Source organism: Sporosarcina sp. Y838 (genome assembly GCF_056786515.1).
Genome location: NZ_JBXCJD010000010.1, coordinates 68,485 through 83,413, shown reverse-complemented (window position 1 = coordinate 83,413; position 14,929 = coordinate 68,485). Strand labels below are relative to the sequence as shown.

Annotated in this window: 14 protein-coding genes; 3 read left to right on the top strand and 11 right to left on the bottom strand. The window is 40.7% G+C overall.

All coding sequences use genetic code 11. The features are described 5' to 3' along the window. Positions 1 to 340: 340 nt before the first annotated feature. A complete protein-coding gene (locus AC1TO4_RS13510; RefSeq protein ID WP_482105766.1) occupies positions 341 to 1,204 on the bottom strand; it encodes a nucleotidyltransferase-like protein in 864 nt (287 codons plus the stop codon). A 127-nt stretch (positions 1,205 to 1,331) separates the two neighbouring features. On the opposite strand from AC1TO4_RS13510, the gene AC1TO4_RS13505 reads away from it, so the two are divergent. Continuing rightward, positions 1,332 to 1,709, top strand: coding sequence for a YgzB family protein (locus AC1TO4_RS13505; RefSeq protein ID WP_482102971.1), 378 nt, complete (start codon positions 1,332 to 1,334; stop codon positions 1,707 to 1,709). Between the two features lie 44 nt (positions 1,710 to 1,753). On the opposite strand, the gene perR is transcribed toward AC1TO4_RS13505, so the two are convergent. The 3 genes from perR to bcp all read right to left on the bottom strand — a co-directional run bounded on the left by perR (position 1,754) and on the right by bcp (position 3,776). Beyond that, entirely contained in the window at positions 1,754 to 2,197 is a 444-nt protein-coding gene (gene perR / locus AC1TO4_RS13500; protein ID WP_482102972.1) for a peroxide-responsive transcriptional repressor PerR, read from the bottom strand. Positions 2,198 to 2,340: 143 nt separating this feature from the next. Then, a complete protein-coding gene (locus tag AC1TO4_RS13495) occupies positions 2,341 to 3,285 on the bottom strand; it encodes a D-2-hydroxyacid dehydrogenase (protein WP_482105765.1) in 945 nt (314 codons plus the stop codon). Between the two features lie 14 nt (positions 3,286 to 3,299). Next, the gene (bcp, locus tag AC1TO4_RS13490) at positions 3,300 to 3,776 is read right to left on the bottom strand and encodes a thioredoxin-dependent thiol peroxidase (RefSeq protein ID WP_482105764.1); all 477 of its coding nucleotides are present in this window, start codon (positions 3,774 to 3,776) and stop codon (positions 3,300 to 3,302) included. A 127-nt stretch (positions 3,777 to 3,903) separates the two neighbouring features. On the opposite strand from bcp, the gene AC1TO4_RS13485 reads away from it, so the two are divergent. Beyond that, the gene (locus AC1TO4_RS13485; protein ID WP_482105763.1) at positions 3,904 to 5,208 is read left to right on the top strand and encodes a glutamate-1-semialdehyde 2,1-aminomutase; all 1,305 of its coding nucleotides are present in this window, start codon (positions 3,904 to 3,906) and stop codon (positions 5,206 to 5,208) included. A 227-nt stretch (positions 5,209 to 5,435) separates the two neighbouring features. Further along, a complete protein-coding gene (locus AC1TO4_RS13480; protein WP_482105762.1) occupies positions 5,436 to 6,518 on the top strand; it encodes an FUSC family protein in 1,083 nt (360 codons plus the stop codon). A 55-nt stretch (positions 6,519 to 6,573) separates the two neighbouring features. Here AC1TO4_RS13480 and AC1TO4_RS13475 read toward each other — a convergent pair whose 3' ends face one another. The 7 genes from AC1TO4_RS13475 to ntdP form a co-directional block, all read right to left on the bottom strand. Beyond that, positions 6,574 to 7,497, bottom strand: a complete 924-nt coding sequence (locus AC1TO4_RS13475) for an ABC transporter permease (RefSeq protein WP_482102977.1) — start codon at positions 7,495 to 7,497, stop codon at positions 6,574 to 6,576. 17 nt (positions 7,498 to 7,514) lie between these two features. Next, the gene (locus AC1TO4_RS13470) at positions 7,515 to 8,519 is read right to left on the bottom strand and encodes an ABC transporter permease (RefSeq protein WP_482105761.1); all 1,005 of its coding nucleotides are present in this window, start codon (positions 8,517 to 8,519) and stop codon (positions 7,515 to 7,517) included. A 108-nt stretch (positions 8,520 to 8,627) separates the two neighbouring features. Then, on the bottom strand, positions 8,628 to 10,247 hold the full coding sequence (locus tag AC1TO4_RS13465; RefSeq protein WP_482105760.1) for an ABC transporter substrate-binding protein: 1,620 nt from the start codon (positions 10,245 to 10,247) through the stop codon (positions 8,628 to 8,630). Next, on the bottom strand, positions 10,244 to 11,257 hold the full coding sequence (locus AC1TO4_RS13460; RefSeq protein ID WP_482105759.1) for an ABC transporter ATP-binding protein: 1,014 nt from the start codon (positions 11,255 to 11,257) through the stop codon (positions 10,244 to 10,246). Before AC1TO4_RS13460 ends, AC1TO4_RS13465 begins: the two co-directional genes overlap by 4 nt. Then, positions 11,229 to 12,251, bottom strand: a complete 1,023-nt coding sequence (locus AC1TO4_RS13455; protein WP_482105758.1) for an ABC transporter ATP-binding protein — start codon at positions 12,249 to 12,251, stop codon at positions 11,229 to 11,231. The genes AC1TO4_RS13460 and AC1TO4_RS13455 overlap by 29 nt, the downstream gene beginning before the upstream one ends. 140 nt (positions 12,252 to 12,391) lie before the next feature. Further along, positions 12,392 to 14,143, bottom strand: coding sequence for an ABC transporter ATP-binding protein (locus tag AC1TO4_RS13450; protein WP_482105757.1), 1,752 nt, complete (start codon positions 14,141 to 14,143; stop codon positions 12,392 to 12,394). Positions 14,144 to 14,238: 95 nt separating this feature from the next. Continuing rightward, complete coding sequence (gene ntdP, locus AC1TO4_RS13445) at positions 14,239 to 14,784, bottom strand: nucleoside tri-diphosphate phosphatase (RefSeq protein ID WP_482102983.1); 546 nt, start codon at positions 14,782 to 14,784, stop codon at positions 14,239 to 14,241. Between the last annotated feature and the right edge of the window lie 145 nt (positions 14,785 to 14,929).

Genomic DNA, 14,929 nt, shown 5'->3' with positions numbered 1-14,929 from the left:
CGACCGAAATCGACTTACTTCGAAACGTTTTGCTCAAGTGCGTTCACACTCTCGCGATATCTCATTGATGTTTTGCTGTTCAGTTTTCAAGGTTCATATTAACGAAGTTAACGAGTTTCATTCTTCGTTACTCATATCCGTCCTCCAAAAGCGACTTCTCTAATATAACATTTCGTATTTGTAGAGTCAAGTGTTTTTTTGAACTTCTTTTAAAACTTATTTTCAAAAGTTCTTTTCACTTTATCTCCCAAGCGACGTTAACTAGAATAACATGTTCAGCATTCATCTGTCAACTAGAAAAAAGGGACGAATGTAATTCGCCCCTTTTTCCTGTATCCAGTCAGATTACTTTGTAATCCCTATGATAGATTAATTCATTTTTAGAATCGCTCTGAACCACATGAATGAAGCCTTTATCAATCAAAAATTCGATGAATACCTCTAAATCAACTGAATACATTTTGGTTTCTTCGTGCTCGTGAAGCTGCTGTATTGTCCATATTTCTTGAGCCGCCATTACATCATTAATATGACGGGCTCCATCTTCTGTACGATTATGGATAAAGAACTCACTTGCAAGAAACAATAGTTCCAATCGTTTTTCTAAGGGTTCCTCACTCATGATAAGTTCTTCATATAGTTTATATATTGCCGGATCGATTCTTTTTACTTGGGACCACACTGTTACTTCCGGAAACAATCCATTCTCAATAACAGCTAGCCTTGCGAGGTGATGAAGTGATTTGACTACATGATGGTACGCGTCCATGAAGTTTCCTTCTTCAAAAAACGTCTTACCTTCCATATAACCTCTAACTAACTTTGAAAACTCCAACCCCATTTTCATATTACGCCCCGAATAAGGATATTCCTGTAATTCAATTCTCATTTTTTCTACGAATTCATTTCGATCAAAATAGACTTTTCCATAAAACAACCAGTCTACAACTTTCCTCTTTGTTCCTTGGACTACCCATTTCCGCAATTGCTTTTCACTAATTATATGCATAGCGGCTTTCTCATTTCCATTAGTGTAGTGTTTCGTAAAAATAGGGATTTCATCGTCAGCGGTTATGATGAGGAGAATCACATCGAATGTATCTGTAATCGGATCCCCTTTCCCTCTTTTCTCTACTAGAATGACGCCAAGCGTCTCTTGAAAACTTGCCCGCTCTTGATAAATTGGCCTTAATACCTGTTCCACTGCTACACCTCCCTGCCATTTCATTTCGACGAGAAGGTGCTTATATCCTTTAATCAAGTAGGATTGATACCGCGAAAAACGAAATATATGCTATAGTAATTGAGGATATATTGAGGAGGTATGATTGATGAAACCTTATAAAAATAAGATAAATCGAATTAGATCCTTTGCTCTTGCTCTAATTTTCGCGGGAGTCGTTATTATGTACATCGGGATTTTCTTCAGAAAATACGAGATTGTCATGCTCATCTTCATGTTTCTTGGTGTTCTTGCTATTCTTGCCAGCACAGTTGTTTACGCGTGGATCGGAACACTTTCTACAAGGGCCGTCCAAATTACTTGTCCAAGTTGCGGAAAACAAACAAAAATGCTCGGACGCGTCGACATGTGTGGACACTGTCGTGAGCCCTTAACGCTTGACCCTTCATTAGAAGGTAAAGAGTTTGACGAAACATATAACCGACCAAAGAGTAAAGCAGCAGCCAAAGAAGAGCCTAAAAATTAAAAGACGTCCGATGCCCCTTCGTATAGAAGGAGTATCGGACGTTTTTAATTGACCTTTACAACGCTTGAAGCACAAGTCGGGCATGTACCATATACTTCTAGTCGATGGGAATTCACTTTGAATCCCGTTACATGAGAAGCTAAATGTTCCACTTCTTCTAGCCCGGGGTGATGAAAATCAACGATCGTTCCACATTCGTCACAGATTATATGATAGTGATCGTGAGTCACAAAATCAAAACGGCTCGAAGCATCTCCATACGAAAGTTCCTTAATGAGTCCGGCATTTCGGAATACACGAAGATTATTATATACTGTTGCGACACTCATATTAGGAAAATTGTTTTCAAGTGCTTTATATATATCGTCAGCCGTTGGATGTGACTCAGAAGAGATAAGATACTCTAAAATCGCATGCCGTTGAGGAGTAATTCTAACTCCACTACTTTTCAATGTGTCCAGCGCGTCTTTCAATCTCACTTCAGACATCGCTCTGCACCTCTATTCATAAAGATTCTTACTTTGTAATTATTATCATTAGTGTACTTAAAATAGAGTACATATGTCAACTAAAGTGCTGTAAAGACCATTTCCTTTTGACTATATCAATTAGGCCTCGGCCTAATTGATTATCAGTAACCAAGCTTTAAATCAATTAAATTCGCTAAATCTCTTTCATTACGCAACCATTTTTCTAAATTTTCTTCAAATATGACGAGTGCTCTTTCAACATACTTGCCAGATAAACTTGATACATGCGGTGATACTGTGCAATTCGGGAGTCCCCATAGTTCATTTTCAACAGAGAGCGGTTCCGTTTCAAATACATCGAGCACAGCATGTCTGATTTCATCACTTTTCAATGCAGTAATCAGGTCTGCTTCAGCGAAAAGGTCTCCACGACCGAAATTCATGAAGACGGCATTGTTCTTCATTGCCTTGAAATGTTCTGCATTGAGCATCCCTCTTGTGTCGGGCGTGCTAGGTAAAACAGATATGACAAAGTCTGCTTCTCCTAATTTATCCATCAATGCTTCATAAGTAATCGTTTCATCCATAGATTCGCTTTTCTTGCCTGATCGGTTACAACCAATTGTCCGAACCCCAAACGCCTGAAGTAAACGCCCAATTTCAGAACCAATTGCGCCAGGGCCTAAAATTAGTGCGGTTGAACCTTTTAACTCAATTGACCGGACTTTCCGACCCCACTCTTTTGACCGTTGTTGTTCCTGGATAAGCGGTAGTGACCGTTGCAGTGCTAAAATATGAGCAAGAACTGATTCGGCCATTGGAGTTTTATGAATGCCCTTTGCGTTAGACATTATGATATTTCGTTCTGCCACTTCAGCAACCGGTATTTTTTCTATGCCTGCGGATGCAACCATAATCCATTCCAACGACTTTGCCCTTTCCAACAAATCACTATCTACGTCAACGCCATATGTCACAATCGCAGTTGCCGTCTGGACTTCTTGATCTGCCGGCTTCTTATTAAAATGCATTGTCACTTGTGGAAATTTTGCAAGAAGCGCTTCTTCCTGGTGTTTCTTAATATCAAATGTGAAAAGTACATCCATTATTAATCACCCCTTCAAGAGTTTATAAGTTGTTCTAGAGTCGCAAGTGCTTCGTCGATATGGCCTTCAACTTTCACTTTACGCCACTCCTTAACGACTGTACCTGTTGGGTCAATCAAAAATGTTGAGCGTTCAATACCCATATATTCTTTACCAAACATTTTTTTCAATTTCCAGACGCCATATTTCTCAGCAACAGAATGCTCTCCATCGACAAGTAATGAAAATGGCAAGCCATGTTTTCCGATGAATTTTCCATGTGAAGCTTCATTATCCGGGCTCACCCCTAGTACAACAGCATTTAACTTACCAAAATCTTCATATGCATCTCGGAAATTACATGCTTGTGTAGTGCAGCCGGGTGTTGAATCTTTTGGATAAAAGTAGAGTACTACATACTTTTCACCAGCAAAGTCTTTTAATGAAATCATTTCCCCGTTCTCATTCGGCAATGTAAATTCAGGTGCATGCATTCCTTCAAGTGTCGTCATTTTCCATTCCTCCAATGTATTCTTTCCTTAATCCTACAAGACACGCCCTTCAGTTTCAATTTCTTTGGCTATCTGAGACAATTTGTTTAGAATAGAGAGAGTAAAGAAATGAACGGAGGAATTTATAGTGATAAGAACAAATTCAGAGATTGTTTATAATGAAGCGTGTGAACATATTGTTGGAGGCGTAAATAGTCCGTCGCGCGGATACCATGCAGTCGGTGGTGGTGCACCTACAGTTATGGAGCGTGCAGAAGGTGCTTATTTTTGGGATGTTGACGGAAACAAGTACATCGATTACTTAGCGGCTTACGGACCAATCATTACGGGGCATGCCCATCCGCATATCACTGAGGCAATTGTCAAAGCAGCGCAGACGGGTCTACTTTACGGAACACCTACTCGTCATGAAGTGAAATTCGCAAAAATGTTGAAAGAAGCAATGCCTGGCATGGATAAGGTTCGGTTTGTAAACTCTGGTACCGAAGCAGTTATGACGACAATTCGTGTGTCCCGCGCATATACTGGCCGGACCAAAATCATGAAATTCGCAGGCTGTTATCATGGTCATTCGGATTTAGTCCTAGTTGCAGCAGGCTCTGGACCAGCAACCCTTGGAACGCCCGATTCTGCAGGTGTCCCGGAGTCCATCGCTAAAGAAGTAATCACCATTCCATTCAATGATCCCGAAGCTTATAAAGAAGCAATGGAAACATGGGGCGACCAAATTGCATGTATTCTCGTCGAACCGATTGTCGGCAACTTTGGAATTGTTGAACCAAAAGAAGGATTTCTACAAATTGTCCATGATATCGCAGCTGAACATGGAGCACTTATCGTTTATGATGAAGTAATCACTGCTTTCCGTTTCCATTACGGTGGCGCTCAAGATATGCTTGGATTAACACCTGACCTTACTGCATTCGGCAAAATCATTGGCGGCGGTCTACCCATTGGTGCTTACGGCGGCAAAAAGGCTATTATGGAACAAGTAGCGCCTCTTGGGCCTGCATATCAAGCGGGAACAATGGCTGGTAATCCGGCTTCCATGTTAGCAGGGATAGCTCTTCTCGAAGTTTTACAAACCCCTGGAATTTATGATGAAATGGACCGATTGGGTGCTATTCTCGAAGAGGGTATTTTGAAGTCTGCAAAGGAACACGGAATTACATTGACAACTAACCGCTTAAAAGGGGCACTCACGTTGTTTTTCACCGATGTAAAAGTAGAAAACTACGAACAGGCTGAAGCAACAGACGGAAAAGTGTTCGCGAAATTCTTTAAACTTATGTTAAAAAACGGCATCAATCTAGCCCCTTCGAAATACGAAGCGTGGTTTTTGACAACAGCTCATACTGAACAAGATATTATGGATACACTTGTTGCGGTTGATAAATCATTCAAAGAACTTGCAACACTCACAAACGGTTGACCTAGCGGAAAATAGCTTTAACTTCATTTTGATGAAGTCTTCCACTTCTATTAGTGTTGGGTATTTGCAAAATAGGCCTCCAACTTGGAAGGGAAAAAATTCTAGTTAAATGAAGTTACTGTCTCCAACAGATGCCGCAGACTTTTTAGAGGAATTTATCGAGCAGGTTCGATAAAAGTCTGGGCGCAAATATGCCAAGGCGTATTTGATTAGAAAGGATAATCCTTATGATACTTGGTGCCCGCATATTTAAAACGGGCATTGCGATTGTGTTCGCATTGTTCCTAGCGGAAGCTTTGCAATTGCCACATCCATTATTTGCAGGAATCGCAGCCATCTTCGCCATTCAGCCATCGATTTACAGATCTTATTTAACAATTATCGAGCAAATCCAAGGTAATATAATTGGTGCGGTCATTGCGATCTCATTGGTTCTATTATTGGGTAACCAGCTTATTACGATAGGTCTTGCAGCAGTTATTATTATTATAATCATGAACAAATTCGGTCTTGAGAAATCCATTTCATTGGCACTCGTAGTGATGATTTCTATAATGGAAATTAAAGGTGACGAATTCCTGTCATTCGCCTTTCTCAGATTTGTGACAATGATTCTAGGTATTCTAGCTGCTTTCGTTGTGAACTTGTTGTTTATGCCTCCTAAATATGAAACAAAATTATTTGAATCTATCCATCTGGCTCAAGACGAAATTATTCGTTGGACTCGTCTGGCTGGAAGGCAGGCTTCCGAACATATAGCAACAAAAAAGTCACTGAATAAATTGAAGGAACGTCTCACACAAGTCGACCAACTTTATACTTTATTCAAAGAAGAACGTAGCTACTTTAAAAAGAACACAAGGAACAAATCACGAAAGCTCGTCGTGTACAGACAAATGATCGCCACTTCAAGGAGCAGTTACGAGGTTCTAAAAAAACTACATCAGCATGAAAATGAGCTGATTGAATTACCGGAACATTTCCGAATGATGGTGCAGGAACGGCTTGATGCACTGCTCACATACCACGAACACCTCCATCTGAAATTCGTTGGAAAACTGAAGTCTGATGCGGTAGGCACTAGTCCAAATGAAGAATACATTCAGCGTTACGAAGTAATGGAGATATTTGCAAAAGAGATTGCCCTCACAAAAGAAGAAGAAGAGTTTTCGGCTTATCATCTACTTCATATCTTATCTTCCATCTTTAATTACGAAGAACAACTTGAACACTTTGACAAAATGATTGTTTTATTCCAAAAGTATCACCACAATAAAGTAAATAAGAAAATAACAGAAGAAATCTACTAAAAAAAGTCCCACAAGCCGATAAATTAATCGGTTTGCGGGACTTTTTTTCAACGCCTCAACTCTTCATTTTCGGATCCAGTGCATCACGTAAACCGTCACCCATTAAGTTGAAGCCAAGTACTGTCAGCATAATTGCAATTCCAGGGAAAATCATCGTCCAAGGTGCCGAATGAAGGAAACTTTTAGAATCAGCTAACATCTTTCCCCATTCAGGATCCGGCGCTTGTGCACCAAGACCCAAAAATCCAAGTGCGGCTGCCTCAAGAATTGCTGTTGCAACGGCAAGCGTCCCCTGAACAATTACGGGTGCCATCGAATTCGGCAAGATATGGGACACTAAAATCCGTGCATCTTTCATACCGATTCCTTTTGCTGCTGTAATATATTCATCTTCCTTAATGCTTAACACTTTTGAACGAATTAGCCGCCCAAAGTTCGGTACATTAATAATCGCAATTGCAATAAGGGCATTTCGTAAATTTGGTCCAAGTACAGAAACAATTGCAATGGCCAATAAGATAGAAGGAAACGCGAGCATAATATCGAATATACGTGAAATAATCGTATCAACCCAGCGTCCATAATACCCGGCTATAATCCCTAGTGCACTCCCTACAACGACCGATCCAATAACCGAGAAGAATCCAACCCATAGCGAAATTCGAGCACCGTGAATAATTCGGGAAAAAATATCCCTTCCAAGGTCATCTGTTCCAAACCAATATTCGCTAGAAGGAGGAAGAAGCCGGTCCGTTAGTTTTTGGTCGTTAATGCCTTCTAGTCCAATGTTCGAACCAAGATAACCTTGTTCAGCCGCAAAACCGAATCCCGCTAACAGGATAAAGAATAGAACAATAACCATGCCGACGACTGCAACTTTACTCTTTTTAAAGCCGTTCCAAGCTTCGCGCCATGGTCCTGCCATTTTTTCAGCTTTGACTTCTGTAACTCCATTGACTTTAGGTGCAAATTCAGACATTTACGCTCCCCCCTTCCTCAATCATATTTAATCCTCGAATCAATGAGACTATAGAGCAAATCGACAACTAGGTTAATTATTACAAAGAAGAGCGCAACTATAAGAATTGCTGACTGGATGACCGGATAATCTCGGAACCCAATTGCATCATATATATAACGACCCACGCCAGGCCAAGCGAAAATTGTCTCTGTTAAGATTGCGCCGCCTAATAACATGCCCATTTGTAAACCGATGATAGTTAAAACTGGGATAATTGCATTTTTAAGCGCATGTTTGTAAACTACCCAAAACATCTTTTGTCCTTTAGCGCGAGCTGTACGAATATAATCAGAACGCATTACCTCTAACATACTCGAGCGGGTCATCCGTGCAATAATCGCCATCGGAATTGTCGCTAGAGCTAAGCCCGGTAAAATTAGATGTCGGAAAACTTGCCACAACTGATCAAAGCGACCTTGAATAATCGTATCAAGTATATAGAGATTTGTTATAGCGTTGACAGGATCTCGCACTTGCTCACGCCCTCCTGTCGGCAACCATGAGTTTTCTACCGCAAAAACCCATTGTCCCATTAGACCAAGCCAGAAGATAGGCATAGATACACCAATTAACGCTAAAATCATCGCTGAATAATCAAACCATGAGTTTTGGAACCATGCTGAAATAATTCCTGCATTGATACCGATAATAACTGCTATAACAATAGCGAAAAGCGCTAATTCAAATGTGGCTGCCAAATAGGGCCAAATTTCATCTGCGACAGGTGCCCGCGTTCTCATTGATTCACCAAGATCGCCTTTGAAAAGATCACCAAGGTATTTAAAATACTGGATATACCAAGGATTATCCAGACCTAACTTTATAGTAAGCGCTTCCACAGATTCTTTAGTTGCCTGCTGTCCCAAAATAATCTGAGCTGGATTACCTGGAATTGCACGGATAATCATGAATACGATAAATGTCATTCCCAGCAAGACAGGAATGAGCTGTAGCAATCTTTTACCAATGTAGCTGAGCATAACTTTTCACCTCTCCAACTCTGCTATCAATTTGTATGTACAGATAATAAGAAAAGAAAAAGGGAGAAATCCGCTAGACCTCTCCCTTTCCTCTATACGCCCAATCTCTTACTTAAATTCTACTTTTGAAAGTAAATCAGATCCCGTTGGATGTGGAAGGAATCCTGTTAAATCTGTAGCTCCACCTAGTAATGGCGTTGAGTGAGCAAGTGGTACCCATGGAGCATCTCCATGAATGATGACCTGTGCTTCTTTATACAATTCATTACGCTTATCTTCATCGACTTCAGTTTGTGCAGCGATTAAGATATTATGGAGTTCTTCATTTTTATAGTACGTGTAGTTGTTACTGCCAATATTGTCTTCATCTAGCAACACATATAAGAAGTTATCTGCATCTCCGTTATCCCCAGTCCAGCCAAGCATAAACGCATCTGCATCTCCTTTACTTGCAAGTTCCAAGTAAGTTGCCCATTCATGTGAAACGATTTTCGCAGTAATTCCAATATCTGCGAGGTTTTTCTGAATAACTTCGGCTACCTTTTTACCATCTGGCATGTATGGACGTGGTACAGGCATTGCCCAAAGCTCCATTTCAAAACCATCTTCAAGTCCAACTGATTTTAGTAGTTCTTTTGCTTTTTCGGGATTATAGTCATATCCTTCAACATCTTCGTTATAACCTGAAATGGATGGCGGCATCGGATTTTTTGCGATATTCGCACGTCCTTCAAAGAATGAATCAATAATTGATTGTTTGTCAATTGCATGATTAATCGCTTGACGCACTTCCACTTTATCAAATGGTGGGCGAGTAACTGTTAGACCTAAATAGCCTACGTTCATAGAAGGACGTTCAAACAATTGTAGACTTTCGTGGTCTTCAATTGACTTACCGTCAGATGGATTGATGCCATCTGCAAGTTCGATATCCCCTGCCATCAATGCGTTTAAACGCGCCGAGTTGTCAGGGATTGAACGGAAAATAACTTTCTTCAGTTTTGGTAAATCTTCGTCCCAATAATCTTCGAATTTCTCAATTGTAATTGTTTCATTCGGTTTCCATTCAACAAACTTAAATGGACCTGTCCCAACTGGGTTTCTTTCGAAGTCATCGTCACCTTTTTCAAATGCAGTAGGACTTGCAATAGCAAACATACTCATTGCAATATTTTTAAGGAATGGTGCTTGTGAACGAGTCAGTTTGATAATGACTGTATTATCACCATCTGCCGTTACCGAATCAATAACGTGTCCTTCGTCTCCTTTGAAACCACCAAACATTGAATTATAATACGGGAACTTTTCTGCATCCCCATTTGCCCAACGCTCGAAGTTTTTAACGACAGCTTCCGCATTAAAATCTGTTCCATCGTGGAATTTGACACCTTCACGAAGCTTAAATGTATACGTTAAACCATCTTCGCTTGGCTCCCACTCTGTTGCAAGTCCCGGATTTATCGTTGTATCTTTCTCGCCGAAATTCAAGAGTGTTTCATACAGGTTAACTGTTACTTTGAAGGATTCACCTTCTGTTACTCTCGATGGATCGAGTGAAGTTGAATCTCCACCACGTCCAAATACTAAAGTATCTTTTACATTTTGTACGTCTCCAGTGTTTTCTTCTTCCTTCTTGCCATCGCCCGTATCAGACGAACAAGCTGCAAGAGCAGTCGTAAGAATGAGGAGCAACATCAACGCAAGTGAACCTAGCTTTCCTTTTCTCATAAAGACCCCTCCATCTGTTTTATATCATTGTCTACCTGTTCACTGTAAAGGTGGCAGGCGACAGAATGACCCGAATCATATTCAACAAGCTGTGGTATAAACTTTGTGCAAATATCCATTTTAAAGGGGCAACGCGTATGAAACGTGCAGCCACTTGGAGGATTTGCAGGATTTGGAATATCCCCTTCAAGAAGAACTTGCTCTTTCTGGTAATCAGGATCTGGTACCGGCACTGCAGATAGCAGTGCCTGCGTATATGGATGAAGAGGTTTAGCATAAAGCTGCTCGCTTTTCGCCATTTCAACCATCTTCCCGAGATACATTACTCCAACGCGATCGCTTATATGGCGAACGACCCCTAGATCATGCGCGATAAAGATATAAGTGAGATTAAATTCTTTCTGTAAGTCTTGCATTAAATTTAGCACTTGGGCTTGAATCGAAACGTCAAGCGCTGAAACAGGTTCATCTGCAATAATCAGTTTAGGGTTCGTCATCAATGCACGTGCAATACCGATACGCTGCCGCTGCCCTCCGCTAAATTGATGCGGATATCGCTTAGCATGATATCCGCTTAGACCGACTACCTCTAGAAATTCATTCACTTTCTTTTTCCGTTCTTTTGAATTATCAATACCGTGTACAATAAGCGGTTCTTCCAAAATTTTGCCGATTGTATGACGTGGATTCAACGACGCATAGGGATCCTGAAACACCATTTGGATATCCCGCCTAGTTCTCCGCATCTCTTCAGATGATAAAGAGGTCAAATCTTTCCCATCAAATTCAACTTTCCCCTCAGTTGGCTCCAGAAGACGCATTAACATTCGCCCTGTTGTAGACTTTCCACATCCAGATTCACCAACGATGCCGAGCGTCTCACCTTCATTCACGTAAAATGATACATCATCTACGGCCTTTACATAGCCGACTGTTCTGCCAAGAATTCCTTTTTTTACAGGGAAGTACTTTTTTAAACCTTCAACCTTTAATAAGGGCTTTGTCGTCATGCGTTTTCCCCCCTTCTCTGTCATATAGGAAGCATCTCGTCTGGTGAAAATCTGAGGTTTCATAGAGTTCTGGGTCTTCAATTTGACAACGGTCAAATGCAAATTCACACCGGGATGCAAATCTGCATCCTTGCCGTATTGAACCCGGTTTCGGTACATTCCCCGGAATGGAGTAAAGCCTGTCCTTTTTATAGCGCATATCAGGAACGGATTGGATTAACCCTTTTGTATAAGGATGCTGTGGATTATCGAAAATTGTCTTAACAGATGCTTCTTCGATAATTTGACCGGCATACATGACAATGACACGTTCACATGTTTCTGCAACGACACCCAAGTCATGGGTGATTAGGAGCACTGCAGTATTCAATCGAGTGTTCAAATCCCTCATCAATTTAAGAATCTGTGCTTGAATCGTTACATCAAGAGCTGTTGTCGGTTCGTCAGCAATGAGTACTTTCGGATCACAGACAAGTGCCATCGCAATCATTACTCGCTGCCGCATTCCTCCTGATAACTGGTGAGGATAGTCTCTCATCATTTCCTTTGCACGAGGCAAGCCCACAAGTTGTAACATTTCTACTGCCCGTTCTGCTGCTCTTTTTTTTGACCAACCTTTTTCATGAATTAATACAGCTTCAATCATCTGATTGCCAATTGAGAATAATGGATTTAATGAGGTCATCGGTTCTTGGAAAATCATTGCAATTTCATTCCCTCGAATATGACGCATCTGCTTTTCTGTCATTCCAAGTAAATCCTTATCTTCAAAAAGTATTTCTCCACCAACAATTTTGCCAGGAGGTTGTGGTACAAGTCCCATTATTGAGAGTGAAGTTACACTTTTTCCGCAGCCAGACTCCCCGACAATTCCAAGGATTTCACCTTCGTTCAAATGAAAGTCAATATGGTCTACGGCAGGTATTTCTCCTGAATCTGTAAAAAAGGTCGTCTGCAAATCTTTCACTTGAAGGACAGTTCGTCTTTCATCCATCAGATCACCTTTTTCTGAATTATCTAGATAGTTATATTATACAATTTTTCTCAACAAAGGCAATACTATCTTCATATATTAAGATACTAAAAAAACCATCTTATTGAAATTTTTCATTTCAATGAGATGGTTTCTATTTGTTAATTTCCAAGCGTTTGTACTTGAAATAGACCGTAATATATTCCTTGCAAAGCCATTAATTCTTTATGCGTTCCCATCTCTTTTAGCTGACCTGCATCAATAACGAGAATTTTGTCAGCATGGGTAATTGTTGACAATCTATGTGCAACAATTAGCGTTGTTCGTTCATTAGCCAGTTTTTCTAGCGATTCTTGAATGAGCGCTTCGCTTTCAAGGTCAAGTGCTGATGTCGCTTCATCCAATATTAAGAGCGGTGGGTTTTTCAAAAAGACACGCGCAATCGCAATTCTTTGCTTCTGACCACCTGAAAGTTTCACGCCACGTTCCCCAACTTTTGTATCGTACCCAAGGGGCAGTGTCTCGATGAATTCATGGGCATTTGCCGCCTTCGCAGCTGCAATAACTTCTTCGTCGGTCGCATCCGATTTCCCCATCAATATATTACTTTTCACAGAATCACTAAACAAAATCGTATCTTGCAAAACAATTCCAATCTGTTCGCGTAAAGACTTTATGTTAACGTCACGAAGATCATGTCCATCGACAAAAACAGCACCGCCCGTCACATCGTGAAAACGAGGTATCAAACCGACAATCGTCGATTTCCCTCCACCACTCATGCCTACAAATGCGATTGTTTCGCCTGGTTCAACAACGAAATTAATCCCATTCAGGACAGGTACTCCACCCTCTTCATAAATAAAGCTGACATTATCAAATTCGATTTTCCCGTCGATAGGCGGAAGTTCAATTGCACTAGGCTTGTTTGTAATATCATATTCCTGTTCCATTAAATCAAAAACTCGGTCCATCGACGCAAATGATTGGGTGAGCGATGTCGATGCATTAACCAGTCTCCGAAGTGGGTTATATACCCTGTCGATGTAAGCGATGAAAGCCACCATCGTTCCGATTGACAAATCATTGTTGATGACTTGATAGCCCGCATAGGCAATGACTAGTAGAGGTGCAACATCTGTAATCGTATTTACGACAGCAAACGCTTTCGCATTCCACCTTGTATGATCAAGGGCTTTATCGAGAAAATTGCCATTTGTTTTATTGAAACGACCTTGTTCTTCTTCCTCAAGTGAAAAACTTTTAATAACACTTACTCCCGCCACTCGTTCATGTAAGTAACTTTGAACATCCGCAAGCGCTTGAGAACGTTTCCCTGTCAACTCCCGCAGTTTTCCAAAGAAATGCTTGACGCTATATGCGTAGAAAGGGAATGCAAGTAGTGTGACAAGCGTCAGAGGAACGTCCATTGTCAACATGATGGTAACTGCTATGATAATTGTAGCAAGGTCTAGCCAGACATTCATAAGTCCAATCATTACAAAGTTTTTCGTTTGCTCAACGTCATTAATCACCCGTGAAATGATTTCTCCGGCTCGTGTATTTGAGTAGTAGGTTAGACTCAATTTTTGTAGATGCGAATACAATTCCTTACGGATATCATATAAAATTTTATTGCTCACATACTGAGCGTAATATTGCCGGTAATACTCAACTGGCGGCCTGATTATAAAGAACACGAGTACAGTCCCACCAAGCCAATAGAATAACTGTTTTGTCATCTCAGCTGCAGTAAGCGTTTCCGATAAGATGATGTTATCGATAACAATCTTCATCAGTAACGGGATGAATAACGGGATTGCAAATTTCACAATTCCGATAAGAATCGTCAAGGCGATTAGCCAGTTGTATGGTTTAACAAACTTCATGTAGCGTTTTATACTGTCACCCATCTTTTTACCTCCTACTAAGAAAAGCTTAAGGCGCCTGGAGTCTAGACACCGACCCGTGTAAAAAAAGCCTGCCGCAAACAATCGCGATCAGGCTTTCACTTATCGTTCTTGACCTGTTTATGAAATTCATACCTCGACGTCCATACTTCAATGAAGTCGGGTGCGAACGGTCCTCTGCGCTGTTTGATCCAACCTAGCAGAGTCTCCAAGTTCTTTTGTAATATCTGATCAATAACATCTGGATAGCCCATCTGTTTCCTATGATCCGCATACTCGTCCTCATCAAGGATCATATAACTCATATCAGGAAAGACTTTTACATCTAAATCATAATCGATATATTTCAGCGATTTATTATCGTAGATGAATGGCGAGCTCATGTTGATATAATAGTAAACGCCATCTTCCCTAAGCATACAAATAATATTAAACCAGTGTTCGGCGTGAAAATAGCAAATCGAAGGTTCACGTGTCAACCATGTACGCCCATCCGATTCCGTAACCAGCGTTCTTTCATTAGCACCAATGACAATGTTACGCGTGCCTTTCAACACTAATGTCTCCTGCCAAACGCGATGGATTTTACCATTATGTTTATAGCTATGTACTTGTATCGTTTCTCCTTCTGTAGCAATCGTCATGAATAACCCACCTTTTGGTTGCCGGAAAATTTCGAAGCCGCTATTATTTCATCATTATACCAACAGAACGGTACTATTTGAAACCTTTCAACTCTTTTTCCCTTTCACGACGTCACTTTTAGATACAAAAAACCGACAGAAGCAT

Bases quoted from the DNA above. Each gene is read 5' to 3' on its own strand.
- AC1TO4_RS13505 (WP_482102971.1), top strand. From the start codon at position 1,332: ATGAAACCTTATAAAAATAAGATAAATCGAATTAGATCCTTTGCTCTT.
- perR (WP_482102972.1), bottom strand. From the start codon at position 2,197: ATGTCTGAAGTGAGATTGAAAGACGCGCTGGACACATTGAAAAGTAGT.
- AC1TO4_RS13495 (WP_482105765.1), bottom strand. From the start codon at position 3,285: ATGGATGTACTTTTCACATTTGATATTAAGAAACACCAGGAAGAAGCG.
- bcp (WP_482105764.1), bottom strand. From the start codon at position 3,776: ATGACGACACTTGAAGGAATGCATGCACCTGAATTTACATTGCCGAAT.
- AC1TO4_RS13480 (WP_482105762.1), top strand. From the start codon at position 5,436: ATGATACTTGGTGCCCGCATATTTAAAACGGGCATTGCGATTGTGTTC.
- AC1TO4_RS13475 (WP_482102977.1), bottom strand. From the start codon at position 7,497: ATGTCTGAATTTGCACCTAAAGTCAATGGAGTTACAGAAGTCAAAGCT.
- AC1TO4_RS13470 (WP_482105761.1), bottom strand. From the start codon at position 8,519: ATGCTCAGCTACATTGGTAAAAGATTGCTACAGCTCATTCCTGTCTTG.
- AC1TO4_RS13465 (WP_482105760.1), bottom strand. From the start codon at position 10,247: ATGAGAAAAGGAAAGCTAGGTTCACTTGCGTTGATGTTGCTCCTCATT.
- AC1TO4_RS13460 (WP_482105759.1), bottom strand. From the start codon at position 11,257: ATGACGACAAAGCCCTTATTAAAGGTTGAAGGTTTAAAAAAGTACTTC.
- AC1TO4_RS13455 (WP_482105758.1), bottom strand. From the start codon at position 12,251: ATGGATGAAAGACGAACTGTCCTTCAAGTGAAAGATTTGCAGACGACC.
- AC1TO4_RS13450 (WP_482105757.1), bottom strand. From the start codon at position 14,143: ATGGGTGACAGTATAAAACGCTACATGAAGTTTGTTAAACCATACAAC.
- ntdP (WP_482102983.1), bottom strand. From the start codon at position 14,784: ATGACGATTGCTACAGAAGGAGAAACGATACAAGTACATAGCTATAAA.